General features: G+C 38.2%; 23 protein-coding genes, 1 tRNA gene, 1 other RNA gene and 2 pseudogenes. 20 read left to right on the top strand and 7 right to left on the bottom strand.

Annotation, left to right across the window (positions count from 1 at the left end):
* Positions 1-83 precede the first annotated feature (83 nt).
* From HMPREF0819_RS08160 to HMPREF0819_RS08125, 8 genes are all read left to right on the top strand, one after another.
* Complete coding sequence (locus HMPREF0819_RS08160; RefSeq protein WP_003067817.1) at positions 84-929, top strand: patatin-like phospholipase family protein; 846 nt, start codon at positions 84-86, stop codon at positions 927-929.
* 156 nt (positions 930-1,085) lie between these two features.
* The gene (locus HMPREF0819_RS08155) at positions 1,086-1,289 is read left to right on the top strand and encodes a hypothetical protein (protein WP_044023480.1); all 204 of its coding nucleotides are present in this window, start codon (positions 1,086-1,088) and stop codon (positions 1,287-1,289) included.
* Between the two features lie 61 nt (positions 1,290-1,350).
* A complete protein-coding gene (locus tag HMPREF0819_RS08150) occupies positions 1,351-2,034 on the top strand; it encodes a hypothetical protein (RefSeq protein ID WP_003067810.1) in 684 nt (227 codons plus the stop codon).
* Positions 2,031-2,834 carry an Nmad3 family putative nucleotide modification protein gene (locus HMPREF0819_RS08145; RefSeq protein ID WP_003067807.1) on the top strand — a complete coding sequence of 268 codons (804 nt, stop codon included), beginning with the start codon at positions 2,031-2,033 and terminating at the stop codon, positions 2,832-2,834. Before HMPREF0819_RS08150 ends, HMPREF0819_RS08145 begins: the two co-directional genes overlap by 4 nt.
* Positions 2,835-2,925: 91 nt before the next feature.
* Positions 2,926-5,427: a leucine--tRNA ligase gene (gene leuS, locus HMPREF0819_RS08140; RefSeq protein WP_003067804.1), complete on the top strand. Its 2,502-nt coding sequence runs from the start codon at positions 2,926-2,928 to the stop codon at positions 5,425-5,427.
* 154 nt (positions 5,428-5,581) lie between these two features.
* Complete coding sequence (locus tag HMPREF0819_RS08135; protein ID WP_003067801.1) at positions 5,582-6,613, top strand: aldose epimerase family protein; 1,032 nt, start codon at positions 5,582-5,584, stop codon at positions 6,611-6,613.
* A 216-nt stretch (positions 6,614-6,829) separates the two neighbouring features.
* The gene (locus tag HMPREF0819_RS08130) at positions 6,830-7,051 is read left to right on the top strand and encodes a DUF4649 family protein (RefSeq protein WP_003067800.1); all 222 of its coding nucleotides are present in this window, start codon (positions 6,830-6,832) and stop codon (positions 7,049-7,051) included.
* Between the two features lie 48 nt (positions 7,052-7,099).
* A complete protein-coding gene (locus HMPREF0819_RS08125) occupies positions 7,100-8,419 on the top strand; it encodes an FAD-containing oxidoreductase (RefSeq protein ID WP_003067797.1) in 1,320 nt (439 codons plus the stop codon).
* Between the two features lie 107 nt (positions 8,420-8,526).
* Here HMPREF0819_RS08125 and HMPREF0819_RS08120 read toward each other — a convergent pair.
* The 4 genes from HMPREF0819_RS08120 to HMPREF0819_RS08110 form a co-directional block, all read right to left on the bottom strand.
* Positions 8,527-8,599: transfer RNA gene (locus tag HMPREF0819_RS08120), tRNA-Lys, on the bottom strand.
* Between the two features lies 1 nt (position 8,600).
* Positions 8,601-8,793: non-coding RNA, 6S RNA (gene ssrS, locus HMPREF0819_RS08815), on the bottom strand.
* Positions 8,794-8,895: 102 nt separating this feature from the next.
* A complete protein-coding gene (locus HMPREF0819_RS08115) occupies positions 8,896-10,164 on the bottom strand; it encodes a replication-associated recombination protein A (RefSeq protein WP_003067795.1) in 1,269 nt (422 codons plus the stop codon).
* Entirely contained in the window at positions 10,154-10,648 is a 495-nt protein-coding gene (locus tag HMPREF0819_RS08110; RefSeq protein WP_003067793.1) for a GNAT family N-acetyltransferase, read from the bottom strand. Before HMPREF0819_RS08110 ends, HMPREF0819_RS08115 begins: the two co-directional genes overlap by 11 nt.
* A gap of 63 nt (positions 10,649-10,711) precedes the next feature.
* Between HMPREF0819_RS08110 and HMPREF0819_RS08105 the strand changes: the two genes are divergently transcribed.
* The 8 genes from HMPREF0819_RS08105 (at position 10,712) to HMPREF0819_RS08070 (ending at position 19,048) form a co-directional block, all read left to right on the top strand.
* Positions 10,712-11,182, top strand: a complete 471-nt coding sequence (locus HMPREF0819_RS08105; RefSeq protein ID WP_003067791.1) for a DUF3013 family protein — start codon at positions 10,712-10,714, stop codon at positions 11,180-11,182.
* Between the two features lies 1 nt (position 11,183).
* Entirely contained in the window at positions 11,184-12,083 is a 900-nt protein-coding gene (locus HMPREF0819_RS08100; protein WP_044023489.1) for a GIY-YIG nuclease family protein, read from the top strand.
* A gap of 211 nt (positions 12,084-12,294) precedes the next feature.
* Positions 12,295-13,248: a 50S ribosomal protein L11 methyltransferase gene (gene prmA, locus HMPREF0819_RS08095; protein ID WP_003067788.1), complete on the top strand. Its 954-nt coding sequence runs from the start codon at positions 12,295-12,297 to the stop codon at positions 13,246-13,248.
* Entirely contained in the window at positions 13,249-13,989 is a 741-nt protein-coding gene (locus HMPREF0819_RS08090) for a 16S rRNA (uracil(1498)-N(3))-methyltransferase (protein ID WP_003067786.1), read from the top strand.
* 107 nt (positions 13,990-14,096) lie between these two features.
* Complete coding sequence (locus HMPREF0819_RS08085) at positions 14,097-15,110, top strand: LacI family DNA-binding transcriptional regulator (RefSeq protein WP_003067783.1); 1,014 nt, start codon at positions 14,097-14,099, stop codon at positions 15,108-15,110.
* A 247-nt stretch (positions 15,111-15,357) separates the two neighbouring features.
* Positions 15,358-17,538, top strand: a complete 2,181-nt coding sequence (locus tag HMPREF0819_RS08080) for a PTS transporter subunit IIBC (RefSeq protein WP_003067781.1) — start codon at positions 15,358-15,360, stop codon at positions 17,536-17,538.
* A gap of 98 nt (positions 17,539-17,636) precedes the next feature.
* The gene (locus HMPREF0819_RS08075) at positions 17,637-18,452 is read left to right on the top strand and encodes an endonuclease/exonuclease/phosphatase family protein (protein ID WP_003067779.1); all 816 of its coding nucleotides are present in this window, start codon (positions 17,637-17,639) and stop codon (positions 18,450-18,452) included.
* A 425-nt stretch (positions 18,453-18,877) separates the two neighbouring features.
* Entirely contained in the window at positions 18,878-19,048 is a 171-nt protein-coding gene (locus HMPREF0819_RS08070; protein ID WP_003067777.1) for a DpnD/PcfM family protein, read from the top strand.
* A gap of 45 nt (positions 19,049-19,093) precedes the next feature.
* On the opposite strand, the gene HMPREF0819_RS08065 is transcribed toward HMPREF0819_RS08070, so the two are convergent.
* Both HMPREF0819_RS08065 and nrdI read right to left on the bottom strand, forming a co-directional pair.
* Complete coding sequence (locus tag HMPREF0819_RS08065) at positions 19,094-20,131, bottom strand: M42 family metallopeptidase (RefSeq protein WP_003067775.1); 1,038 nt, start codon at positions 20,129-20,131, stop codon at positions 19,094-19,096.
* A 104-nt stretch (positions 20,132-20,235) separates the two neighbouring features.
* On the bottom strand, positions 20,236-20,700 hold the full coding sequence (nrdI, locus tag HMPREF0819_RS08060) for a class Ib ribonucleoside-diphosphate reductase assembly flavoprotein NrdI (protein WP_044023479.1): 465 nt from the start codon (positions 20,698-20,700) through the stop codon (positions 20,236-20,238).
* A 234-nt stretch (positions 20,701-20,934) separates the two neighbouring features.
* On the opposite strand from nrdI, the gene HMPREF0819_RS08055 reads away from it, so the two are divergent.
* Both HMPREF0819_RS08055 and HMPREF0819_RS08050 read left to right on the top strand, forming a co-directional pair.
* Complete coding sequence (locus tag HMPREF0819_RS08055) at positions 20,935-21,249, top strand: PTS cellobiose transporter subunit IIB (protein ID WP_003067771.1); 315 nt, start codon at positions 20,935-20,937, stop codon at positions 21,247-21,249.
* Between the two features lie 16 nt (positions 21,250-21,265).
* Positions 21,266-21,583 (top strand): PTS cellobiose transporter subunit IIA, encoded by a 318-nt coding sequence (locus HMPREF0819_RS08050; protein WP_003067770.1) that lies wholly within the window; start codon positions 21,266-21,268, stop codon positions 21,581-21,583.
* Between the two features lie 134 nt (positions 21,584-21,717).
* Here the strand turns inward: HMPREF0819_RS08050 and HMPREF0819_RS08045 are convergent.
* Positions 21,718-23,156: pseudogene (locus tag HMPREF0819_RS08045) on the bottom strand (glycoside hydrolase family 1 protein).
* 157 nt (positions 23,157-23,313) lie between these two features.
* On the opposite strand from HMPREF0819_RS08045, the pseudogene celB reads away from it, so the two are divergent.
* Together celB and HMPREF0819_RS08035 are read left to right on the top strand one after the other, a co-directional pair.
* Positions 23,314-24,582: pseudogene (gene celB, locus HMPREF0819_RS08040) on the top strand (PTS cellobiose transporter subunit IIC).
* Between the two features lie 52 nt (positions 24,583-24,634).
* A complete protein-coding gene (locus HMPREF0819_RS08035; RefSeq protein ID WP_003067763.1) occupies positions 24,635-25,360 on the top strand; it encodes a GntR family transcriptional regulator in 726 nt (241 codons plus the stop codon).
* Positions 25,361-25,419: the final 59 nt, after the last annotated feature.

Genomic DNA, 25,419 nt, shown 5'->3' with positions numbered 1-25,419 from the left:
AACTATTATAACATAGCAAAAACCATCAAAATCACTCACTTTTTGATATAATAATTTACAAAATTAAAGAACGGAGGAAAGAAATGTCAGTTGGTTTAGTATTAGAAGGTGGCGGCATGCGTGGGCTGTTTACGGCTGGTGTTCTAGATGCTTTTTTAGATGCTGGTATTGAAGTAGATGGCATTGTGTCAGTGTCTGCTGGAGCACTTTTTGGAGTAAACTTCTTGTCGAAACAAAAAGGTCGTGCCCTTCGTTATAATAAAAAATATGCCTCATATCCTGAGTATATGGGACTTCGTTCTTGGCTAAAAACTGGAAATGTGGTCAATAAAGATTTCACTTATTATAAAGTTCCTATGGAGTTGGACATTTTTGATGAAAAGACTTTTGAAGAATCAGGAGTTCCCTTTTATGCAACAGTGACTAACTTGGCAACTGGGAAACCAGAATACCATAAAGTTGATAATGTCTTTGAACAAATGGAGTTGCTTCGAGCAAGTTCTGCTCTGCCATTGGCTTCAAAAATTGTAGAGTGGAATGGCAACAAATACCTTGACGGTGGCTTGTCAGATAGCATTCCAGTTGATTTTGCTAAAAGTCTTGGTTTCGACAAAATTATTGTTGTTTTGACACGTCCGATTGACTACCGTAAAAAACCAAGCAGCGGTCGTCTTTACAAACTCTTTTACAGAAGATATCCAAAATTTATTGAAGTGGCATCAAAACGTTATGAACATTATAATGCGACGGTTGAGCACATTATTGATTTGGAAAAGAAAGGTGAGCTCTTTGCTATTCGCCCAAGCCAAAACCTCGAAATTGGACGACTTGAAACTAACCCAGAAAAATTTGAAGAAATCTATCAAATCGGTGTAGATGATACTGAGGGAATATTGAAACAACTGAAGAATTATTTAAAGCAAAGATGAAAAAAACATAATAAAATTTCAATGGGTGGCTGAAAATTTTTGATATACTACGAGTATCGTATTGTAAATATTCCAATACTTTGATATACTGCATGTGTCGTATAAATATTTCTAATAATTTATTAATAAGCAGTGACTGCAAAGGAGAAAAGTACTATGCATTTAGAGATTAAAGAAAAAAATTTTGGAAGTAGCATTACTTTTGTAGTATCAGACGTTTTTAATAAAAGAGAGCTGACTTTGCCAAAATTTCAAGTTTCAGATTTTCAAATAAATCAGATACGAGAAAGAGCAGGTTTTTGGTTTGATTGTGATCAAGCGATTCAAGATATCAAACAAACTCTTGGAATTTGGAATTAGAACTTATTTGCTAAAGGCCACAGATGTGGCTTTTTTAGTAGTGTAGAATGAGGAAAGTGGTATGGATAAACAGACGATTATTTATTGTTACCGTATGACGCATGATTATGGAATTAATCCATGTGTCTTTACTAAAGAATATGAGGCAACACCAGAACTTCTAACGGAGGGAGGCTGTATGATTCAATTGCGTCGTAATTTGAAAAAGAATTGGAAAGGAAAAATAAATTCTGGTGAAATTGATGCTTATATCATGGCAGTGGCGGGGCATTCACATGATGGTAACAAATGGCGTGATGAAAAAGGAGAGTTTATTTCACCGAAATATAATCATTTGATTTTTGTTGCAAAAATTTCAAAGATAGATACTATAGAGAACTATCTTAAATCACAATGTTCACGTAACCGCCGTGATACTTATACTTATAATTATTATATTAATCAAGGTTGGTGGACTTCGAAAGATTTTAATGCTCCTATTATCATTTCTGAGAAATTTAAGTATTTTGGAAAATCACCGCTTGAACTTCCGGAAACAATTCTCGATTTCTTTCCAATGGGGAAAAGAGCACGTTTATATGGGAAGCCATTTCCAAGGTGGAATACAAAAAATGGTTTTTATAACTCAGAAGAAAGGGCAGCGGACACTAAAGAATTATTAGGATATATCAATAAAATTTTATGTAATAAAAATGAAGTTTTGGATTTACCATATCATCCATTTTTTGTGAGGGAGAAAAAATGAAGATTATTTTATCTCGAAAAGGATTTGATAGTAAAGCAGGTGGTATTCCTAGTCCAATATTACCAGATGGTACCCTACTTTCATTACCAATACCTTCTAAATATGATGAACTTCAGTATAAAGATGTGTATTTTGATGGAGTGTCTTTGGCGGATATTTTATGTCAATTGAAACCTAAGGATAAGAAAATTATAAATTGGAACTGCCACCTTGATCCTGATATCCGTCTAAATAGCCGAAAAATAAAACCTGAAAATTGGACTGCAGGTTTTGGACAAATTTCTCAGGCTCAAGGTTATTTAAGAAATCAAGAAGTTGGAGTCGGGGATTTATTTTTGTTTTTTGGTTGGTTCAGGCAGACAGAAGGAAATTTTAAAGATGGAACACTTCGATATGTGAGAAATGCGCCAAATCAACATATCCTTTATGGCTATTTACAAATTGGTAAGACGGTTTCAGATTCAGAAAGACTACAAAAAGAGTACTATTGGCATCCTCATTCGCTAGAAAAGCGTGCAAAGGAAAATAATAATATGTTGTATTTACCAATTGATACATTAACATTCAATAAGAATAGAGAAGGATTTGGAACTTTTGATTTTGCGGAGAAGTATGTTTTAACGAGTCCGGGTAAGTCAAAAGCAACTTGGAAGGAAATTGCAGCCCTTTTACCAGAGAATGTATGTAAAAATGTGAAAAATTCTGCAAAAGATGGTGGAATTTATTATGCAGGACAGTGGCAAGAATTAGTCCTTAAAGAAAATGAATTATCTGAAGAATGGGCAAAAGGTTTATTTTGAAAAAGGCGTGAAATCCCCCGTGATTTCGCCTTTTTTCTTTATTCTTTTCGTGGTATAATAGTAACCAATACTAAGAACATGGAGAAATGACATGGCAACTTATAATCATAAAGAGATTGAGAAAAAATGGCAGGCTTTTTGGGCTGATAACCATACTTTCAAAACAGGGACTGACGCTGATAAACCAAACTTCTATGCGCTAGATATGTTCCCTTACCCATCTGGTGCTGGTCTTCACGTAGGACACCCCGAAGGATATACTGCGACTGATATTCTTAGCCGTTTCAAACGTGCTCAAGGTTACAACGTGCTTCACCCAATGGGTTGGGATGCATTTGGTCTTCCAGCAGAACAATACGCAATGGATACTGGTAATGACCCAGCTGAATTCACAGCTAAAAACATTGCTAACTTCAAACGTCAAATCAACTCACTTGGTTTCTCATATGACTGGGATCGTGAAGTCAACACAACTGACCCTAACTACTACAAATGGACTCAGTGGATTTTCACAAAATTGTACGAAAAAGGTTTGGCATACGAAGCTGAAGTGCCAGTTAACTGGGTTGAAGAATTAGGTACAGCTATCGCCAACGAAGAAGTGCTTCCTGACGGAACTTCAGAACGTGGTGGTTACCCAGTTGTCCGTAAACCAATGCGTCAATGGATGCTTAAAATCACAGCTTACGCAGAACGTTTGCTTAACGACTTGGATGACCTTGATTGGCCAGAATCAATCAAAGACATGCAACGTAACTGGATTGGTAAATCAATTGGTGCTAACGTTACTTTTAAAGTTAAAGACACTGACAAAGATTTCACAGTATTTACAACTCGTCCAGACACACTCTTTGGTGCAACTTATGCTGTTTTGGCTCCAGAACACCCACTTGTTGAAGCTATTACAACAGCAGAACAAGCACAAGCTGTTGCGGATTACAAACATCAAGCAAGTCTTAAATCTGACCTAGCTCGTACAGACCTTGCTAAAGAAAAAACTGGTGTTTGGACTGGTAGCTACGCTATTAACCCAGTAAATGGTAAAGAAATGCCAATCTGGATTGCTGACTATGTTCTTGTAAGCTACGGAACTGGTGCTATCATGGCTGTTCCTGCCCACGATACACGTGACTGGGAATTTGCAAAACAATTTAACCTAGAAATCATTCCAGTTCTTGAAGGTGGAAATGTTGAAGAAGAGGCTTACACAGAAGATGGACTTCACATCAACTCTGGCTTCCTAGATGGTCTTGATAAAGCGCAAGCTATTGACAAAATGGTCGAATGGCTTGAAGCAGAAGGTGTTGGTAACAAGAAAGTAACTTACCGTCTTCGTGACTGGCTCTTCTCACGTCAACGTTATTGGGGTGAACCAATCCCAATCATCCACTGGGAAGATGGTACAACAACAGCTGTTCCAGAAGATCAACTTCCACTTGTATTGCCAGTGACAAAAGATATCAAACCTTCAGGTACAGGTGAGTCACCACTTGCTAACTTGACTGATTGGCTTGAAGTGACTCGTGAAGATGGTGTTAAAGGTCGTCGCGAAACAAATACAATGCCACAGTGGGCTGGTTCAAGCTGGTACTTCCTACGCTACATCGATCCACACAACGATGAAAAATTGGCTGATGAAGACCTTCTTAAAGCTTGGTTGCCAGTTGATATCTACATCGGTGGTGCTGAGCACGCTGTGCTTCACTTGCTTTACGCTCGTTTCTGGCACAAATTCCTTTATGATTTAGGTGTTGTTCCAACCAAAGAACCATTCCAAAAACTCTTCAACCAAGGTATGATTTTGGGAACAAGCTACCGCGATCACCGTGGTGCCCTTGTTGCAACTGATAAAGTTGAAAAACGTGATGGTTCATTTTTCAACATCGAAACTGGTGAAGAACTTGAACAAGCGCCAGCGAAAATGTCTAAATCACTTAAAAACGTTGTTAACCCAGATGATGTGGTTGAACGTTACGGTGCCGATACACTTCGTGTATACGAAATGTTCATGGGACCACTTGACGCTTCAATCGCTTGGTCTGAAGAAGGTCTTGAAGGTTCACGTAAATTCCTCGACCGCGTATACCGCTTGTTGACAACAAAAGAAGTTGTTGCAGAAAACAACGGCAACTTGGATAAAGTTTATAACGAAACTGTCAAAGCTGTCACTGAACAACTTGAAGCAATGAAATTCAACACAGCTATCGCACAATTGATGGTATTTGTTAACGCAGCAAATAAAGAAGACAAACTCTTTGCTGATTACGCTAAAGGATTTGTACAATTGTTAGCTCCATTTGCACCACACCTTTCTGAAGAATTGTGGCAAGAATTGACACATTCAGGTGAATCAATTTCATACGTTGCATGGCCAACATGGGACGAATCAAAACTCGTTGAAAACGACATTGAAATTGTTATCCAAATCAAAGGTAAAGTTCGTGCAAAACTTGTTGTACCAAAAGACTCAAGCCGTGAAGAACTTGAAAAACTTGCTCTTGCAAACGACAAAATTCAAGATGAAATCGCTGGTAAAGACATTATCAAAGTGATTGCAGTGCCTAATAAACTTGTAAATATTGTTGTGAAATAAGTTTAAATAGATGAATCCTGTCCTTAAGGGCAGGATTTTTTTGTTGGTAAAAACTGAGTTTTAGTAAAACCTTGGTAAAAAACAAACAGAAAACGTTTACAAAAAATTTTAGGAGGAGTAAAATAAAGACAAGACCTAAGAAAGAGGGAGAAAAATGAAAGTAGTACAAGAAATTGTAGCAACAATTAATGGGAAAAATATTGAAAAATACACAATTGTCAATGACAATGATGTGCAAGTTGGTTTGTTAACTTTGGGAGCAACTTGGCAAGAATTTTTGGTGCCAGATGGAAAAGGTGGACACAAAAATATCATCATTGGTTTTGATGATCCTGCTGAATATGGCAAAAATACTTTGTGCGCTGGACAATCTATTGGTCGTGTTGCTGGACGCATTAATCATGGTCAGTTTAAACTTTATGGAAAGCTCATGCAACTTCCGCAAAATGAAAATGGCAACACTCTTCATGGTGGGCCTCAAGGTTTTCATAAGCAAATTTGGCAAGCTTGTGTTGATTTAGAACGCAATCAAATTAGTATTGTCATGACTTATAATGCTAAAGAAAGTGTGGATGGTTTTCCAGGTGATATGCTTGTCACAGTGCGCTTTACCCTAGATAATAAAAATCGCTTTACGATTCAATACACTGGTAAAAATGGTGGTCAAGCGACCCTCTTTAACCCAACTAACCACGTTTACTTTAACCTCGGTGAACGCCAAGACTTGGCACACCATACCTTTACTTTGGCTGCTGACCGTTACTTGGAAACACGTGATGATTTGGTGCCAACAGGAAAATTCATTGACGTTGCTGGCACAGCTTATGATTTTCAAACTGGGAAAAACCTTGGAGAGGCTATCGCTGATACAGGCGGGCTTGACGATGCTTTCTTGGTAAATGCTTCGCTTGATAAACCTTGTGGAGAATTGAAAGATGAAGAAAGTGGCGATTCTGTTCACCTTTATTCTGACCGTGATACTTGGGTCGTTTACAGTATGGGTGGCATTCCTGAGGATATTTATCCAGCGCGTGATAAGGGTAAAATGGCTAAAGAATTTGAAGCCTTAGCGCTTGAAGCACAATTTCTCCCAGATGCTATTAATCATGACGATTTTGGTGATATTGTTCTTCCAGCCAATACCGAAAAGACTTATACTATTGCTTTTGAATATCATAAAGGATAATATAATTTTACAAATTCAGTTAAAAAAGAGATTTCTGTTTGGAATCTCTTTTTATAATTTACAATTGATTCTTGAATTATGATTGAGAAAATCCAGTCAGAGCAGAATAGTTGTGTGAAAACATACTTTGTAGTAACATAACGTTATACAATTCTACATACTATATTCCAAAACCGAAGTAATATAGTATGTAGAATTAGAAAGGAAATGTAAATAATGATTGAAATTACATTTTTAAACGCTGGAAACCAAGAACGAGTGGTGACGTTTGGTTCATACGAGGAATTCGAACGTTCACAGCAATCTTGCTCAATCGATATTGCCGACTATTACAAAGTCACTAAGGTCGTTTATAACGGTCATGTACTGGATTATTCAGGAAATTATGGCAACTTATTTTACTACTTTTTAAAACAAGATTTAACACAATATCGCTAATATCGTGTTTGTTATTTAATGATCTGGTGCTTTTATGGGAGAACAAAAATGAAAACATATGATTTATTAGTCATTGGCTTTGGTAAAGCTGGAAAGACACTTGCTGCTAAGATGAGTTCTCTTGGCAAGAAAGTTGCTCTTGTTGAAGAAAGTTCTTCAATGTATGGAGGAACTTGTATCAATATTGGCTGTATTCCAACAAAAACATTAATCCATGCAGCTGAAAATCATTTAACATTTGAGCAGGCAATGGCTGAAAAAGAGGTGGTTACGCATCGATTAAATCAAAAAAATAAAGCCAATGTGGTCAATGCTGGTGTAGATTTTTATGATGCTAAAGCAAGTTTTGTCTCTAATAAGGTTATTAAAATAGTGGCTGGCGAGGATAGCGAACAGTTAACAGCTGATACTATAGTGATTAATACAGGTGCTATTTCAAATCGTTTGCCTATCCCAGGATTAAAGGAATCTAAAAATGTCTTTGACAGTACTGGCATTCAAAAATTAGAAACTCTACCACAAAGGTTAGGAATCATTGGAGGGGGTAATATTGGGCTTGAATTTGCCAGCCTTTATGCTAATCTTGGCAGTAAGGTCACCGTTTTTGAGACTGCTAACCGTATTTTGCCACGTGAGGAGGATATCGTTGCGCAGCTAGCAAAAGAATACATGGAAGAAGACGGTGTTTCCTTTGTTTTAAATGCTCAGATAAATGCTTTAGAAAATGATGAAGACGATAATGTTATTTTAAGCAATCATGGTCAGAAAATGAGTTTTGATGCTGTCCTTTATGCGACTGGTCGTAAACCGAATATTACTGACTTGGGACTTGAAAATACAGATATTGTGGTAACAGACCGTGGTGCTATTGAGGTTGATGACTATTGTGAAACTAGTGTTCCAAATGTTTATGCTGTTGGGGATGTCAATGGCGGACTCCAATTTACTTATGTGTCATTGGACGATTATCGCATAGTTTTTAATAAATTAACTGGACAGAGTGATTATAATGCTAGTCAGAGAAATAATATCCCCACTACATTATTTATTAAACCTGCTTTGGCACGTGTAGGTTTAACAGAAAAAGAGGCTGCGGAGGCAAATCTTCCCTATAAAGCAAATGAATTAATGGTTTCAGCTATGCCTAGAGCCCATGTTAATGGCAACCTTCGAGGTATTTATAAGGTTATTGTTAATGAAAAAACACAAGATATTTTAGGAGCAACTCTTTTTGGTGAAGGTGCTCAGGAAAACATAAATCTGATTAAGTTAGCTATGGATAACCATATCCCATACACTTATATTAAGAATCAAATATTTACGCATCCTACTATGGCTGAGAACTTTAATGACGTTTTTAATTTTTGAAATAAAAGACGACCAGCAGATTGTCAAAAAATTGATAAAATCGTAACAAATTGATTTTAAAACAAGCAAAAAGCCCTAAACAAAGGGCTTTTTCTTATGACGTTTAGTCCTCCCTATAGGGCTTGAACCTATGACCCATGGATTAAGAGTCCACTGCTCTACCAACTGAGCTAAGGAAGGATGATAAGCTGTATTGGCACCGTGATTCACGATTTGTATTGAACCCGCGAATGTAAAAGCAGGTGGGCAACTCGCTTCTCCTTAGTCGCTTCCGCGTGTGACGGCTTGCATACTGGAGAAAGACTACTGTTTCCCGAAATACAAATATTTAGTCGGTCAACACATTGATGTGAATTCGTATGCCACAGCAATTAACCTATGTCATTATGATACCACTTTAAAAAAATATTTCAAGGGGTAAAGCCCAATTTTTAGAAAGTGTTTTTTTGAAAAGTATCAGAAAAGCTTACAAAAAGTTATTTTGATAAATGATTGATTCGGTCTTTATTGGCACCAAGGGCGCGTTCGTATTTACCAGTTTGGTTGGCATTAAAGTAATTTTTTCCGACCAGTTTATCTGGGAGATACTGTTGTTTCACCCATTTTTCTGGATAGTTGTGAGGGTATTTGTAGCCTTGGGCATTGCCTAATTCTTTGCTGCCGGCGTAATGTCCGTCACGAAGGTGGCGTGGAATAGGAAGGGTTCCATTTTGATGCAAATCAGCGATTGCCTTATCAATAGCTTCGTAGGCTGAATTTGATTTTGGTGAAAGTGCAAGGTCAATCACGACGTTAGCAATCAAGATACGTGCTTCTGGAAATCCGATTTTTTGAGCAGCTTCAAGGGCAGTGACGGTATGAATCTGCGCATCAGGGTTTGCAAGCCCGATGTCTTCATAAGCAATGACTGTTAGTCTTCTGGCAAGACTTGGCAAATCACCAGCTTCAATCAAGCGTGCCGCGTAGTGCAGGCTGGCATTGACATCAGAACCTCGAATGGATTTTTGAAGAGCTGAAAGCACATCATAATGCCCGTCTCCGTCTTTATCCATGGTAATATAGCTGCGCTGCAAGCTATTTTCAACAGTATCAAGCGTGATGTGGCGAAGCCCATTTTCATCAGCTTTTGTAGACATGACGGCTAAGTCAAGTGAATTAAAGGCAGAACGAAGGTCACCATTGGTTGCTGTTGCGATATAATCAATGGCATCTGCATCGATGTCGACATCAAAGTCAAATCCACGTTCTTTGTCAGAAAGAGCAGTTTGCAAAGCTGACTTAATGTCGTCAGTTGAGAGTGGATCAAGTTCGAAAATTTGAACGCGGGAACGAATGGCAGGAGTAACTGAGAAAAATGGATTTTCAGTTGTTGCTCCAATCATGATGATATTGCCATTTTCAAGCAATGGTAGCAGAAAATCTTGTTTGGTTTTATCGAGACGATGGATTTCATCGAGCAGTAAAACCAGTCCGCCAGAGAATTTTGCTTCTTCGGCGATTTCTTGCAGGCGCTTTTTGCTATCGGTTGTGGCGTTGAAGGTACGAAAGGCGTACTTGGTTGTTCCTGCGATAGCGCTAGCGATTGAGGTCTTCCCGATGCCGGGAGGACCATAGAGAATCATGGACGATAGCATATTGGCTTCGACCATGCGGCGAATGATTTTTCCTTCGCCTACCAGATGCTTTTGCCCAATGACTTGGTCAATATTTTTGGGACGCATCCGTAAAGCGAGATTATTTGGCATGTATTTCCTCCAAGTAATAACTGTATATGAGGTCATCGACGTAAGTGCCGTTTAGGTAGAATTGATTTTTAAGGGTAGCTTCCAGAGTGAAGCCGATATTTTCATAGAAACGGCAGGCGTTTTTATTTGATGATAGCACGTGGATAACAACCTTTTTGTAATTATCAGATTTAGCTACGGTAAAGAAAGCTTGGATAAGAGAGTGCCCGATACCTTTACCTTGGGTGTCTTTGTCGACTGCGATAATAAAGCTTACCACGTGACGTGCGCTAGGGAAAGGATAGTAAGCATGATAATCAAGAACTCCCAAAATAACCCCGTTTTCTTCAGCAACGAGATAATGTGAATGATTCTGAAAGGCTTGAATGATTTTATGTTTATTTACGGCTGGTAAGCTAGCAGGTGTATTGAAGTTGTCCCAAGTTTTATTTTCCATTGCAACGACTTGTTCAATGTCTTCTAGCTTCATTGGTCGTATTTGCATGTCATTTCCCCTTAAGTATGATAAAATAATTGTAACACAAAAGAAGATTGGAAGAAATTTTTAATGGCTAAATTTGGCTTTTTATCAGTATTAGAAGAAGAAATGGATAAGCACTTCACCTTTGATTATGCCATCGATTGGAATAAGAAAAATCATGCGGTGGAAGTGACTTTTATTTTGGAAGCGCAGAACCAAGCTGCTGTTGAAACTGTGGATGACCAAGGTGAGGTTAGCAGCGAGGATATTGTTTTTGAAGATTACGTACTATTTTACAACCAAGCAAAATCTAAAGTTGACCATGATGACTACTTGGTGACTGTTCCTTTTGATGCTAAAAAAGGATTCTCACGCGAATTTTTAGCGTATTTTGCAGAAACATTAAACGATGTTGCAACTAAAGGTCTTGATGATTTGATGGACTTTTTAGCAGATGAAAATGCAACTGACTTTGCTCTTGAATGGGATGCTGAAAGCTTTGAAAAAGGCAAAGCAGAGTTAAAAGAAACAGAATTCTTTGCATATCCAAGATATTAAGATGGTAAAAAGAGGTAAAAATATAAGTATGTTTCTGATGGATGGTGAAGTCACTGGTAAGATTAAGTGTACTTTATCCAACTGGACAGGCGTGATTTATAAAATTCCTAGAATTCAGTTAGGTGATTTAAAATCAAGACCTGAGATGAAACAAAGTGGTGTTTATTTTTTACTTGGTCGTGATGATGCTAATCAGCAGGATACAGTTTATATTGGTCAAGCAACGAGCCGAAAGAATGGCGAAGGTGTTTTGTTACGTGTTCAAGAGCATACTAGGGATAATCATGCTGATTATTTCAATGATGTCATTGTATTAACAACGCAAAATAATTCCTTCGGGCCGACTGAAATCAGTTATTTGGAAAACAGATTTACTAAGCTAGCAAACGAAGCAAATCGTTTTGTTGTTCGAAATGGTAACGAACCAAATTCTGGCAATGTAACTGAAGAAAAGCAATCTGAACTGGATGAGGTTGTTGAGAATACAAAAACAATAATTGGAACCCTTGGTTATCGAGTATTTGTTCCTATGATTAACGGCGACAATTCTGTTGATGAAGAGCCAATTGAGGCTGAAACTGTTCTTACTCTTAAACGTAACATTAAGCGATCAAACCGTGAAATTATTGCAACTTGCCGACAGACAGCAGAGGGATTTGTTGTTCTTGAAGGCAGTATGATTGAACTTACAGATGGTAAAGGAATTCCAAAATCTATTCATGACTTGCGACAAGAGTTACTGAAAGAGGGAATTATCAAGGATGGTATCCTCAAGAAAAATCGATTTTTCAATAGTCCATCTTATGCAGCATCTTTTGTTTTAGGTATGCGTACAAACGGTCGTACTGATTGGAAGGATTCAAATGGATGTAGTTTGAAAGAAAGAGAAGAAAATTTATAATAAGATGTAAATGTTCAGGTGTTTTATTGTGGATAAAGGGAGTTAATAGCTCCGCCTGAAATATATTAGATAGAAAGGAAAAGGTTCGGTTAGTATTTTAACTGAATCCGCCCGAAACACTGTGCCAAAAAGATAAAATTCTCCTAGACGCAAGCGCCGTCGGTGATTTTCCTATTTTGGCTTTGTGTTTTACGGGCTTGGTATCTTAATTATGAACAAGTGGCAAGAGTTGACTGTTGAGGTCTTGCGTGATGCAGAAGAGGCTGTGTCAAATATTTTAATTGAATTGGGAAGTCAAGGTGTGGCTATCGATGATAGTGCTGATTATCTTGGACATGTCGGAAAATACGGCGAAGTCTTCCCAGAAATCAAACAGGTAGAGACTGTTAAAATTACAGCTTACTATCCAGAACACATCGATATTGAAGCTGTCGAAAAAGAAGTAGCTAAGCGTTTGGCTGAATTGACACATTTTGGTGTGGACGCTGGGGATGTTCACTACGAAACACAAGAATTAGCTGAGCAAGACTGGGCAGAAAACTGGAAAAAATATTACGAACCAACACGTATCAGTCATGATTTGACAATCGTTCCAAGTTGGACAGATTATGATGCTAGTGAAGGTGAAAAGACCATTCGTCTTGATCCTGGTATGGCATTTGGTACAGGAACTCACCCAACGACAAAAATGAGTCTTTTCGCACTGGAACAAGTGCTTCGAGGTGGCGAAACAGTGATTGACGTAGGTACTGGTTCAGGTGTGCTTTCAATCGCAAGCTCACTTCTTGGTGCAAAAGATATTTACGCTTATGACCTTGATGAAGTAGCCGTGCGCGTGGCACAAGAAAACATTGACCTTAACGCCAATACTGAAAATATCCATGTGGCTACAGGTAATCTTTTGCAAGGTGTGGATATCAAAGCTGATGTTATTGTGGCAAATATTCTTGCTGATATTTTGGTCAATATGACAGAAGATGCTTACCGTCTTGTGAAAGATGAAGGTTACCTTATCATGTCAGGTATCATTTCTGACAAATGGGAAATGGTTCGTAAATCAGCTGAAGATGCAGGATTCTTCCTTGAAACGCATATGGTTCAAGGCGAATGGAATGCTTGTGTTTTCAAAAAGACTGATGATATTTCAGGTGTAATTGGAGGATAAATGCAACAATATTTTGTAGCAGGACAAGCTCAAGACGTCATTACAATCACAGATAAAGACACGGTAAAACATATGTTTAACGTTATGCGTCTGACAGAAGATGAGGAAGTTGTCCTTGTTTTTGATGATCACATCAAACGTTTGGCAAAGGTTGTCGATAGTGCTGAGCACCGTTTTGAAATTATCAAAGAGCTTAATAGCAATGTTGAGATGCCAGTTGAAGTGACGATTGCTGCGGGATTTCCTAAGGGTGATAAACTAGAATTTCTTGCGCAAAAAGGAACAGAACTTGGTATGGCAAATCTCTGGGCATTTCCAGCTGATTGGTCTGTGGTCAAATGGGATGGCAAAAAACTAGCCAAAAAAGCAGATAAATTGGCAAAAATTGCTATTGGTGCCGCTGAGCAAAGCAAACGTAATGTCATTCCAGGTGTGACTCTTTTTGATAAAAAAGCAGCTTTTCTTGCTGAACTTGACCAGTTTGATAAGATTTTCATTGCTTATGAAGAGTCAGCAAAAGAAGGTGAAACGGCTATTTTAGCGCGTGAATTGAGCCAAGTCAAAGCAGGAGAGAAAATTCTCTTTATCTTTGGCCCAGAAGGCGGAATTTCACCAGATGAAATTGTGGCATTTGAGGAAAAAGGTGGCTTGAAAATCGGTTTAGGGCCACGTATCATGCGTGCCGAAACGGCACCGCTCTATGCTCTTAGTAGCGTTAGCTATGCTTTAGAATTATTGTAAAAGGAAGTTGGGATGAAAGTCTCAATTTCTTTTTATAATTTTTTAATTGACAGCGCTTTAAAAAATTTTTATCCTAGAGATAAGAATTTCAAAATAAGGACAAAAAGATGGCAACGATAAAGGACGTAGCAAAACTTGCTGGGGTCTCAACCTCAACAGCATCAAGAGCTTTACATGATAGCGATATGATTAGTGAGGCAACCAAGGAACGTGTGAGAAAAGCAATGGAAGAATTGGATTACTCACCAAATTATTCTGCTCAAAACTTGGTGAACCGCACAACAAATACAATTGGGATAGTTCTGCCAGTTCGTGAAAGCAAGGACTCTCTTGGTAATAACCCGTTTTTCATGCAGATTATCCAAGGAATTTCTAGCATCTGTAGCGAGAATGGCTACATGGTCAATTTGGCAAGTGGTGGTACAGATGATGAGCTGCGCAAGAATTGTCAGGCATTGATTCGCAGTGGTAATATCAGAAAGTTTATTTTTCTCTATTCACGAAAAAATGATTCTGTTTTTGAGTTTGTCAAAAATCAAAAAAATGTGTCTTGTGTTGTTGTTGGAAGTTCTTACGAGAAAAAAATTCCAAAATCAGTTCGATTTGTTGATAATGACAACTACCAAGCAGGAAGAGATGCTGCGGCATTTATGCTAGAAAAGGGCTATGAACATCTGGTTTTTGCCTATACAGATATGAATGAGCTTGTACAGACGGAGCGCTATCAAGGTTACAGTGCTTATATGCAAGGTTGTGACAAAGAGGCACAGTCTTTGCATTTTTCAAGGGTGAATGAGGATGATAATGTTTTGAAATTGCAGAGCTTTTTGGCTGAGCATCCGAAAACACAAGGGTTTGTCGCTTGCGATGATATTATGGCGATTCGTTTGCAGCGTTTGTTTAAAAATAGTCAGTCACTCAAGAAATATGGCATCATCAGCTTTAATAATTCTTTGATTACGGCGATTGCAAATCCAGCTCTGACATCGATTGATATTTTCCCCTATCAGTTGGGTGAAAAAGCAGCGCAGCTTTTGCTGGATAAAAAGCAAAAAGAAAATCATCAAAAGGTGATTATTTCACACAAAATCATTGAGCGGGAGTCTACCAACAATGATTAAGACAAGAGAAAGTGGAGGATTTTTTCCATTTGCGAACTATCCTTTACTTTTTTATTTTTAAAAAATTTTTTAGAAAACGCTTTACAAATTAAAAATACATGCTATAATAAAATCATCAAAATAGCGCAAACATTTGCGTAAATTATTTTTGGAATTAGTCGCTTTGTGATTAGAATGTTTAAATATCGGGCAAAGTTTACATTCTGTAATAAAGCAATTGGTTTCATAGAGTTTAAGGAGTCGTTTCATGAAGAAGGCATTTAAAAAATTGACCAGCTTCGAATTTTGGCAAAAATTCGGTAAATGCTTGATGGTTGTTATTGCCGTTATGCCGGCAGCCGGTTTGATGGTTAGTATCGGTAACTCTCTACCGCTAATCAATGCAGACTCAGCTATTCTTGCCACAGTTGGTAATGTTATTGCACAAATTGGTTGGGGAATTATCAATAACCTTCACATTCTCTTTGCTCTTGCTATTGGTGGTAGCTGGGCTAAAGAACGTGCTGGTGGTGCGTTTGCCGCTGGTATCGCATTTATCCTCATCAACTTGATTACAGGTCACGTTTATGGCATTTCACTTGATATGATTGCTGACGGTAAAAGTGTTGTTCACAACGTTCTGGGTGGTAAAATGCTTGTAGCAGACTACTTTGTTAACGTACTTGGTCAGCCAGCACTTAACATGGGTGTCTTTGTTGGTATCATTTCAGGGTTTGTTGGGGCAACAGCTTACAACAAATATTACAACTACCGTAAGTTGCCTGATGTTCTTTCATTCTTTAACGGAAAACGTTTCGTACCATTCGTTGTTATTTACCGTTCAGTTCTTGTTGCTTTGTTTATGTCACTTGTTTGGCCAATCATTCAATCAGGAATCAACGGATTTGGTATGTGGATTGCATCATCACAAGATTCTGCTCCATTCTTAGCGCCATTCTTGTATGGTACTTTGGAACGTTTGCTTCTTCCATTTGGTCTTCACCACATGATTACTATCCCAATGAACTACACTTCACTTGGTGGTACTTATGAAATCTTGACTGGTGCTCAAAAAGGTACTGAAGTCTTTGGTCAAGACCCACTTTGGTTAGCATGGGTAACAGACCTTATCAACCTTAAAGGTTCAAATCCTTCAGATTACCATCACCTTATGGCAACTGTAACACCTGCCCGCTTCAAAGTCGGACAAATGATTGGTGCAACTGGTACACTTATGGGGGTTAGCCTTGCAATGTACCGTAATGTTGACCCTGACAAGAAGAAAAAATACACTGCTATGTTTGTTTCAACAGCAGCAGCTACATTCTTGACAGGTGTTACTGAACCAATCGAATACATGTTTATGTTTGTTGCAATGCCACTTTATGTTGTATATGCAGTTGTACAAGGGGTGACATTTGCTTTAGCTGATTTAGTTAACCTTCGTCTCCATTCATTTGGTAATATCGAACTTTTGACACGTACACCAATGGCACTTAAAGCAGGTCTTGGTGGAGATTTAATTAATTTTGTTATCTGCTGTATCTTATCAGGTGTTGTGATGTACTTCATCGCAGACTTTATGATTAAGAAATTTAACTTCGCCACTCCAGGTCGTAACGGTAACTATGACGACATGGATGATGACACTGCTGCATCAGCAACTGGTGCGACAGTATCTGCAAATTCTCAAATCGTTCAAATCATTAATCTCCTTGGTGGACGCGATAACATTGAAGATGTTGATGCTTGTATGACACGACTTCGTGTAACAGTCAAAGATGTCACACGAGTTGGTGATGAAGAAACTTGGAAAAAAGCAGGTGCTATGGGTCTTATCATTAAAGGCTCAGGTGTACAAGCTGTTTATGGACCAAAAGCAGATATTTTGAAATCTGATATTCAAGACCTTCTTGATTCAGGAGCTGAGATTCCAACAATCGATTTAGCAGAAGTTAAAGGAAATGACGTCACTAAAGCTTCGTATAAAGGTGTGACCGAAGATGTTCTTTCAGTTGCTGATGGTGAAGTCAAACCAATCACAGAAGTGAAAGACCCTGTCTTCTCAGCTAAAATGATGGGTGATGGATTTGCGGTAGAACCTGAAAATGGTAATATCTACGCACCAGTTTCTGGTATCGTAACAAGTGTCTTCCCAACAAAACACGCTTTTGGATTGTTGACAGATAGCGGTCTTGAAGTTCTTGTTCACATTGGTCTTGATACTGTTGCTCTTAACGGTGTGCCATTCTCTGTTAAAGTAACAGAAGGTCAACGTGTAACAGCAGGTGACCTTTTGGTGGTAGCTGACTTGGCAGCTATCCAATCAGCAGGACGTGAAACAACAACTATCGTTGCCTTCACAAATACAGCAGAAATCAAAGCAGTCAATTTAACACAAACAGGAAAAGTTTCTGCGAAAACAGCTGTTGCAAAAGTAGAACTTTAAGCTTATATTATTAGTGATATAGAGATTTAGGTTAAAACTAAATAGAAGGGAGTCCGAGGTAGGAATCTCGGACTCTCCTTTGACTTGAGGGGAAAAACATGGCAAAATTTTTAACACTTAATACGCATTCATGGTTAGAAGCCAATGCATTGAAAAAATTATTTGATTTGGCAGAAACGATTTATAGTGAAGATTATGACGTCATTTGCCTTCAAGAAATTAATCAAGACATCCGAGGACTAGAAACAAAAGAAGTTGAAGGGTATGAAAACCTCCCTGGAAGTCCAGCTTTGCATCGTGATAATTATGCTTTGCAACTAGTGAATTACCTTAAGAGTCAAGGTAGACATTACTATTGGTCTTGGGCTTATAATCATATCGGCTATGATAAATACAATGAAGGTGTTGTGATTTTATCGAAAAAACCAATCAAGGTTCAAGATATTTTAGTTTCTGAAGTGGATGATGAACACGATTTTCATACGAGACGTGTCTTGGCGGCTGAGACTGAAGTTGATGGTAAAACAATCACTGTGGTCAGTCTTCACATGTCTTGGTATGGCAAGGGCTTTGAAAGTGAATGGGCAAAACTTGAAAAAGCTCTAAGTGATTATCCAAAACCACTAGTGCTTATGGGTGATTTTAACAATCCAACGGATACTGCTGGTTACGAGATGATTTTACAGAGTCCGCTTGATTTGCAGGACAGTCACAAAGTAGCAAAAGTCATCCAAGGTGACCACACGATTATTGAAGATATTGATGGTTGGGAAGGCAATAAACAATCCCTTAAAGTAGACCATGTCTTTACAAGTAAAGATATTGATATTCAGTCATCAAAAGTTGTCTTTGATGGCGGTGAATCTCCAATCGTCAGCGACCACTTTGGTTTAGCTGTCGAACTTAACTACTAACTAACCTTACCTCCTAATTATTTGTTTGTTTTTATAAAAATCGCTCCTGATCTCAGGGGCGATTTTGGGTAAATAAAAGTGTTTTTTTGATACTTACCTTAGGAGGTGCCGTCGGCAGTGACTTCCTACGGAATTCCATACCTAAGTTTTGAGCCGATAGTCTCAAAACTTCCGGGTGGCTTATTCATTGATGCTTTAGCCACATTCACCATGGCGGTAAGTATCATTTAATGCTCACTTCGCTCGCTTTTAATTTCAAAGTTGAAGAGAGTTAATAACAATTTGAAATTTATTAAGTTAAAAACAGTCTAGTTTATTTTCTAAATCGCTCCTGATTTCAGGAGCGATTTTAGTTAAAGTGGCATCTTGATGTGATATAATGGATCGCAACATTAACACTTAAACAATTATTTACGGAGGATGTCATGAAAACATTTAGTATTGAAATTGAAGAAGTACTTCAAAAAGTTGTAGAAGTTGAAGCAGCAAATAAAAATGAAGCTTTGAGAATTGTGAGTGAACGATATAAGAATGAAGAAATTATCTTAGATGAAAATGATTATAAAGGTTACGAACTTCGAGTGATGTCAGAGTAAAAAGAGCGGACATGAGTCCACTCTTTTTTGAGTTATTTAATTATTTTATTCTACAATTGGGCTTTTGAGGTAAGCGTCAACGAGGCGTTCTGTTGCTTGAACAGAGTCAATGTGTGTGCGCTCGTATGAGTGGCTTGATTCGATACCAGCTCCAAATAGGGCGTGTTTAACTTCGGCACCAGCACGAAGTGCAGCTGAGGCGTCGCTACCGTAGTAAGGATAGATGTCCAATTTGTATGGAATTTTATTTTCATCTGCCAAGGCTACAAGGTGTTGGCGAAGCTCAAAATTGTATGGACCTGAACCGTCTTTGACGCAGATTGATACGCTGTATTCGTCAGTTTGTTGGTCATCACCCATAGCTCCCATATCAACAGAAAGGTATTCGACAGTTTGAGTAGGAATACTTGAGTTAGCACCGTGACCAAGCTCTTCGAATGCTGAGAAGTAGAAGTGAGTTGTGTATGGCAAAGTGACATTTTGCGCTTTGTATTCTTTGAGCAATTCAATCAAAATAGCAGCTGAAACTTTGTCATCCAAGTGGCGTGATTTGATGAAACCAGATTCGGTAACAACGACGCGTGGGTCAAACGAGATGAAATCTCCAACTTCGATACCAAGTGCGCGTGTTTCTTTTTCGTTTGTTACTTTTTCATCAAGACGAACTTCCATGTTAGTTTGATTACGCTCAGCAGTTCCAGCATCTTTGTAGACGTGAACTGATGTTTGGTGCATAAGGATAGTACCGCTGATTTTTTTACCATTTGTGGCAACGTGGATAGTACAGTTTTCACCTTCAATGGCATTGTAGACAAAACCACCGATAAGGTCCATCTTAAGCCGACCATCTGGTTTAACAGCACGAACCATTGCTCCAAGTGTGTCAAGGTGAGCTGTTACGACACGGTGTTTGCCGTCGTTTTTACCAGGGACAGTGACCATAACGCCACCTTTATTTGTGCGAACAGGGGCATAGCCAAAACTTTCAAGTTCAGCAATCAAATAATTCATAATGTGGCTTGTGTAGCCAGTAGGTGAAGGGATATTTGCAAGTTTTGTAATGTAATCAACTGTTGTTTTCATGGTTTCTCCAATAAAATCTAGTCATTGGTCGGAAGTTTCCGACTCTTTAATGCCATTATAACATTTATTTGTAACTTTGTTTCTGAAAAGGCTTTAAAAATTGCTTAGCCTGCTATGAAAATATGGAAATTATCGACAATAATCTCGGCCAAACGTTCAATATCAGCACTTGTGCCTCGAAGTTCAAAATCACCAAGCATTGGAAAACCAAAGCGCTTAGCGTATTGTTTAGCAGTCAAGCAATACTGCTCGTTGAAGTTGCGATTGCCAGAGCCAATGATTCCAAAGCAGTGTTTGTAGTTATCGTGTGCTGCGATAAAGTCTCCCAAAGGATTTGTCAAAATCTCAACATTACCTGAGTCAACCCCGTTTCCACCTTCGAGATAAGTCGGTAAAATTGCGATAAAAGGTGATGTGACTGGAAAAGTTTCGTGCTTAAGTTCTTTGATATTGATAGTTTTGCTTTCAAGTTGGTAATGTTCTTTTAAGTATTCTCCTAAACGTTTAACAAAACTTTGAGTGTTGCCACTTAGGCTGATATAAGCAATGGTTAATGTATTTTCTGTCATAAAATTCCTCATGATTTTTTTACTTTTAGCCAATTTATCATATTAGAAATGGATAGACAAGCAATTAGATTTGAAAATAGGAGTAGTGCTGTTTTGCGAAAATGTATAAAAGTTTACTCTTTTATTTTAAAAGACTACACTTATTAAAATAACTGTGATGTACTTTTATTAAAGATGTTGGTAGCGCAATCATTTACAGTTACTAAGTCTATTATTTAAAAGGGGAGAATAACCATGGCAAAAGCATTAATTATCTGTGTTGCCGGAATGTCATCATCACTTATGGCACAAAAAACAACAGATTATTTTAAAACACAAGGAAAAGACATTACTGTTGAAGCAATCAGTTCAAACGAAGGGGAACGTGTGATTACTGATGCTACTTATGATTTGTACCTTGTTAGTCCACAAGCTACAATGTATTACAACCAATTTGCGGCAGCGGGTGAAAAATCAGGGCGACCTGTTGTCAAAGTTCCACCACAAGCTTACGTTCCAATCCTAATGGGTGTTGAGAAAATGGCTAATTTGATTTTGGAAAATATTTAATGAGGTACTGCTAGATATGACTGAAGAAGAATTACAACTTGCTGCTTTTGAAATTATTTTGCACAGCGGCACAGCCCGCACCTCTGTTCATGAAGCTCTTGATGCTATGAAAAATAGAGCATTTCAAGAGGCTGAAGAAAAATTAGCTGCAGCTGATGAAGAACTTTTACAGGCTCACCATGCTCAGACTGATTTGCTACAGAAATATGCAAGCGGTACCAAAATTAAAATTGAAATCATCATGGTTCACGCACAAGACCACTTGATGACAACAATGACATTGAAAGAAGTTGCTATCGAAATGATGCACATGTACAAAAAAATTAACGCTTAAACAAACACCATCTTTGATGGTGTTTTCTTAAATGAATTGCATTAAATAACACCTTATCGTTATCTGATAAGGTGTTTTTGTGAAATTAATAAAAGGATTTATGAGGAAAGCTCTTCTTTGAGGAGTAAGTAGAGCTAGGAATTGTTGAATTCTACTGGGATTGGGGTAGTGAATTTATCTTCAAATCCGTTATCGATGGTTACTTGTTTGAACCATTCACCAGATTTTTTGATAGTTTTGATTTGAGTGTGGATATTATTTGTGAAGAAACCGTAGCGGTTACGGTAAGCATTCATCCAAGACCAGCAATCGATTGGTGTCCAAAGGTGATAGCCAAAGCAGTTTGAACCTTCTTGGATACCACGGTGAAGGCAAGCCAAGTGTTCTTTGATGAAGTCGATGCGGTAATCATCTTGGATTTTTCCATTTTCATCCATGAAGCGTTCTTCGCGAGAAACACCCATACCATTTTCTGAGACAAACCAAGGGATATTTTTATAGTTGTCACGAATGTTAATGGCGATGTCGTAAATGGCTTCTGGGTAGATTTCCCAACCTTTGTCGATGTTCATGCGACGACCTGGCATGTTGTATTCGTCATAGTAACGATTTGGCATCCAAGCACCGACAGAATTTGGTGCGATGTCTGGTGCTTTCACACGATTTGGGTGATAGAAGTTAACACCTAAGAAATCAATGGTATTTTCTTTAAAAATTTGAGCATCTTCAGGTTCTGTTTGCCAGATGACGCCATCTTTTTTGAGAACTTCTTCAAGTTCTTCTGGGAAATGCCCATTGATTGCTGGCTCAAGGAACATTTTGTTATTCCAAAGTTCAGCAAAGTGTGCAGCAGCTTGGTCTTCTTTAGAATCAGAAGCAGCATAAGTTGGTGTTAAGTTTAAAACTGTACCAATGAGACCACCGTCTTTGTCTAAACCAAGTTCTCTGAATTTAGCGATGGCTTTTGCTGAAGCGATGTTTAAGTTGTAGGCAACTTGAACAGCTTTTTTACCATCAACTAATTTTGGATAGTGGAATTGATAGAGGTATTCACCGTCGACAACAACCATTGGTTCGTTGTGAGTTATCCAGTCTTTGACGCGGTCACCGAAAGCCTTGAAAGCTTGTTCAGCAAAACCAGCATAAAGGTCAACCACGTGGCGTGATTCCCAACCACCATATTTGTGATAAAGCTCGACAGGTAAATCAAAATGGTGTAGGTTCATAATTGGACGAATGCCATTTTCGATGAAGCAGTCAATAACGTCATTATAGAAGTCTACTGCATCTTGATTAACGGTATTTTTTTCGAGGTCATCAATCAAGCGTGTCCATTGAATAGAAGTACGAACACTGTTGAGACCGATTTTCTTCATCAACGCAATGTCTTCTTTGTAACTGTTATAGAAGTTTGATGCTGTGTCTGGACCAACTTGGTTGTAAAAAGCCTCAGGTTCGATTTCGTACCAGTAATCAAACATATTGGCATGTTTTTTTGGAAATGCCCCTCGCTTTGAGGACCAGATGTTGCAGCTCCCCACCAGAAGTCTTCTGGAAATGTGTAAGTTGCCATAGGATTCTCCTTAAAAATATATATTTTTTGATTTTACAAGTACAATTATACACTTTTTAAAACAAAAAAGACAATATTTTTATATAAAAAGACTAGACTTTTACAAAAAAGTTATAATGATAATGTAAAAACAAACTTAATGGAAAGAGGAGTGTTTATGAACAAGTTTCTAGATGCTATCAGTGACAAACTTTTGCCTTTGGCAAACAAATTGGCTTCCAATCGTTACTTTTCGATTTTACGTGATGCCTTCATGCTTGCCTTCCCGTTGACCATGTTTGGGTCAATTGTTGTCGTTATTTCTAACCTTCCTTTTTTAAACGATGGTACGAAAGCGCTTTTATGAAGTCTGTTTGGTAATGCACAAAATGCGACGATGTCGATTATGACCGTCTTTGTAACCTGGGGGATTGGTTACTACCTATCTAAATCATATGATGAAGATGGTATTTTTGGCGGAGCAATTGCATTTGCAAGTTTCCTTCTTTTAACACCGTTTTACACATTGACAGATAAAGGGCAAGAAGTATCTAACGTTCTTAGCCTAGATTGTTTAGGGGCAAAAGGCATGTTCCTAGGAATGATTGTGTCATTTATCGCAACTGAGATTTACTGTCGCGTCAGCAAAAAAGGTTGGCAAATTAAAATGCCTGACAGCGTTCCACCTGCAGTTGCAAAATCATTTGCTGCTTTGATTCCAGCGGTTTTGACATTATCAATCTTCACAGCGCTTAATGCAATAGTAACAGGTGCTTTCAATACAAACCTTCACGATGTGATTTATAATGTTATCCAAATGCCTTTGGTTGGTCTTGGTAGTAGTATTTGGGCAACACTGATTGCCATCTTCTTTATCCAATTCTTGTGGTTCTTTGGTCTTCACGGACAAATTCTTGTTAACTCTGTGATGGACCCAATTTGGAACACTTTGATGCATGATAACTTGGATGCTTACAAAGCAGGTGAACATATTCCTCACATTATTTCAAAACCATTCATGGAAACATTCACTGTTGGTCTTGGTGGTTCAGGGATGACTCTTGCGGTTGTTATCATCATGGCATTTATCATGAAGAAAAAACAATACCGTGACGTTGGTCGTTTGGCACTTGGTGCTGGTATCTTTAACGTTAATGAACCTGTTATCTTTGGTTTGCCAATCGTTTTGAATGCTACAATTCTTATTCCTTGGGTGATTTCACCAATCATCGTTACAGCTCTTAACTACTTCGTAATGGCAATTGGCCTTGTTCCTGCACCAACAGGAGTATCTGTTCCTTGGACTGTGCCAGTCTTCTTTAGTGGTATGATTGCGACAAACTCACTTGCTGGCGGTCTTCTTCAAATTATTGACTGCTTGATTGTCGGATTTATCTGGCTACCATTCTTGCATATGCTGGACAAACAACCTGACTCTGCGCTATAATAAGGCTATAAGTTTTAAAAATTAGTCTATACAAGTGGAATAGGAGCGATCTATGTCAAAATATGAAGAGATTGCAGGGATTATTCGAACAAGGATTTCAGACGGAACTTACCCAATTGATTCGATGCTGCCGATTCAATCTGACTTGGCAAAAGAATTTGGGGTAAGTCGAATGACTATCAAAAAAGCTATTGAGATGTTAACCATTGAAGGTTTGGTCCTTTCAAAACAAGGTAATGGAACGAAAGTTTTAAACTCATCGTTTTGGGATAAAGAGGATTCGAGATTTCGATTGAACAACTACAATGGCTTAAGCCACGACATGAAGGATGATTCTCGCAAATTAACGAGCAAAATCATTGAATTTACCGTTGAATTTCCTGATGTGGAGGTTGCTGAACGTCTTCAGGTCGAACAATCAGCACCAGTTTACAAAATTATTCGTCTACGTTTGCTAGATGGTAAACCATATGCTCTTGAGCATACTTATATGGCGTGTGACTTGGTTCCTGGATTGGATGATAGCATTTTGTTGGCATCGGTTTATGATTATCTTTGGAACACTTTGCATCTTAAATTTGCTGGATCTTATCGTCATATCACTGCTGAAAAACCTGATCAATACGATAAAGACCATTTAGCTTGTCGGGATGATGATCCTATTTTGCAAGTGGAGCAAGTTGTTTATTTGGAAAATGGTAGACCGATTGAGTATTCACGCACACGAAATCGTTATGATGTACGCGGATATTCATTGTTGGATGTTAAGAATATTTAGCTGAGAAACCCAAAAGAACTTTGGGTTTCTTCGTGGTAGACAAGCAGATTTGCTTGAAG

This window comes from Streptococcus equinus ATCC 9812 (genome assembly GCF_000187265.1).
GTDB classification, from domain to species: domain Bacteria; phylum Bacillota; class Bacilli; order Lactobacillales; family Streptococcaceae; genus Streptococcus; species Streptococcus equinus.
The sequence above is the reverse complement of the archived record's forward strand: the minus strand, read 5'-3'. Positions and strand labels throughout refer to the sequence as shown.

Bases quoted from the DNA above. Each gene is read 5' to 3' on its own strand.
- HMPREF0819_RS08160 (WP_003067817.1), top strand. From the start codon at position 84: ATGTCAGTTGGTTTAGTATTAGAAGGTGGCGGCATGCGTGGGCTGTTT.
- HMPREF0819_RS08155 (WP_044023480.1), top strand. From the start codon at position 1,086: ATGCATTTAGAGATTAAAGAAAAAAATTTTGGAAGTAGCATTACTTTT.
- HMPREF0819_RS08150 (WP_003067810.1), top strand. From the start codon at position 1,351: ATGGATAAACAGACGATTATTTATTGTTACCGTATGACGCATGATTAT.
- HMPREF0819_RS08145 (WP_003067807.1), top strand. From the start codon at position 2,031: ATGAAGATTATTTTATCTCGAAAAGGATTTGATAGTAAAGCAGGTGGT.
- leuS (WP_003067804.1), top strand. From the start codon at position 2,926: ATGGCAACTTATAATCATAAAGAGATTGAGAAAAAATGGCAGGCTTTT.
- HMPREF0819_RS08135 (WP_003067801.1), top strand. From the start codon at position 5,582: ATGAAAGTAGTACAAGAAATTGTAGCAACAATTAATGGGAAAAATATT.
- HMPREF0819_RS08130 (WP_003067800.1), top strand. From the start codon at position 6,830: ATGATTGAAATTACATTTTTAAACGCTGGAAACCAAGAACGAGTGGTG.
- HMPREF0819_RS08125 (WP_003067797.1), top strand. From the start codon at position 7,100: ATGAAAACATATGATTTATTAGTCATTGGCTTTGGTAAAGCTGGAAAG.
- HMPREF0819_RS08115 (WP_003067795.1), bottom strand. From the start codon at position 10,164: ATGCCAAATAATCTCGCTTTACGGATGCGTCCCAAAAATATTGACCAA.
- HMPREF0819_RS08110 (WP_003067793.1), bottom strand. From the start codon at position 10,648: ATGCAAATACGACCAATGAAGCTAGAAGACATTGAACAAGTCGTTGCA.
- HMPREF0819_RS08105 (WP_003067791.1), top strand. From the start codon at position 10,712: ATGGCTAAATTTGGCTTTTTATCAGTATTAGAAGAAGAAATGGATAAG.
- HMPREF0819_RS08100 (WP_044023489.1), top strand. From the start codon at position 11,184: ATGGTAAAAAGAGGTAAAAATATAAGTATGTTTCTGATGGATGGTGAA.
- prmA (WP_003067788.1), top strand. From the start codon at position 12,295: ATGAACAAGTGGCAAGAGTTGACTGTTGAGGTCTTGCGTGATGCAGAA.
- HMPREF0819_RS08090 (WP_003067786.1), top strand. From the start codon at position 13,249: ATGCAACAATATTTTGTAGCAGGACAAGCTCAAGACGTCATTACAATC.
- HMPREF0819_RS08085 (WP_003067783.1), top strand. From the start codon at position 14,097: ATGGCAACGATAAAGGACGTAGCAAAACTTGCTGGGGTCTCAACCTCA.
- HMPREF0819_RS08080 (WP_003067781.1), top strand. From the start codon at position 15,358: ATGAAGAAGGCATTTAAAAAATTGACCAGCTTCGAATTTTGGCAAAAA.
- HMPREF0819_RS08075 (WP_003067779.1), top strand. From the start codon at position 17,637: ATGGCAAAATTTTTAACACTTAATACGCATTCATGGTTAGAAGCCAAT.
- HMPREF0819_RS08070 (WP_003067777.1), top strand. From the start codon at position 18,878: ATGAAAACATTTAGTATTGAAATTGAAGAAGTACTTCAAAAAGTTGTA.
- HMPREF0819_RS08065 (WP_003067775.1), bottom strand. From the start codon at position 20,131: ATGAAAACAACAGTTGATTACATTACAAAACTTGCAAATATCCCTTCA.
- nrdI (WP_044023479.1), bottom strand. From the start codon at position 20,700: ATGACAGAAAATACATTAACCATTGCTTATATCAGCCTAAGTGGCAAC.
- HMPREF0819_RS08055 (WP_003067771.1), top strand. From the start codon at position 20,935: ATGGCAAAAGCATTAATTATCTGTGTTGCCGGAATGTCATCATCACTT.
- HMPREF0819_RS08050 (WP_003067770.1), top strand. From the start codon at position 21,266: ATGACTGAAGAAGAATTACAACTTGCTGCTTTTGAAATTATTTTGCAC.
- HMPREF0819_RS08035 (WP_003067763.1), top strand. From the start codon at position 24,635: ATGTCAAAATATGAAGAGATTGCAGGGATTATTCGAACAAGGATTTCA.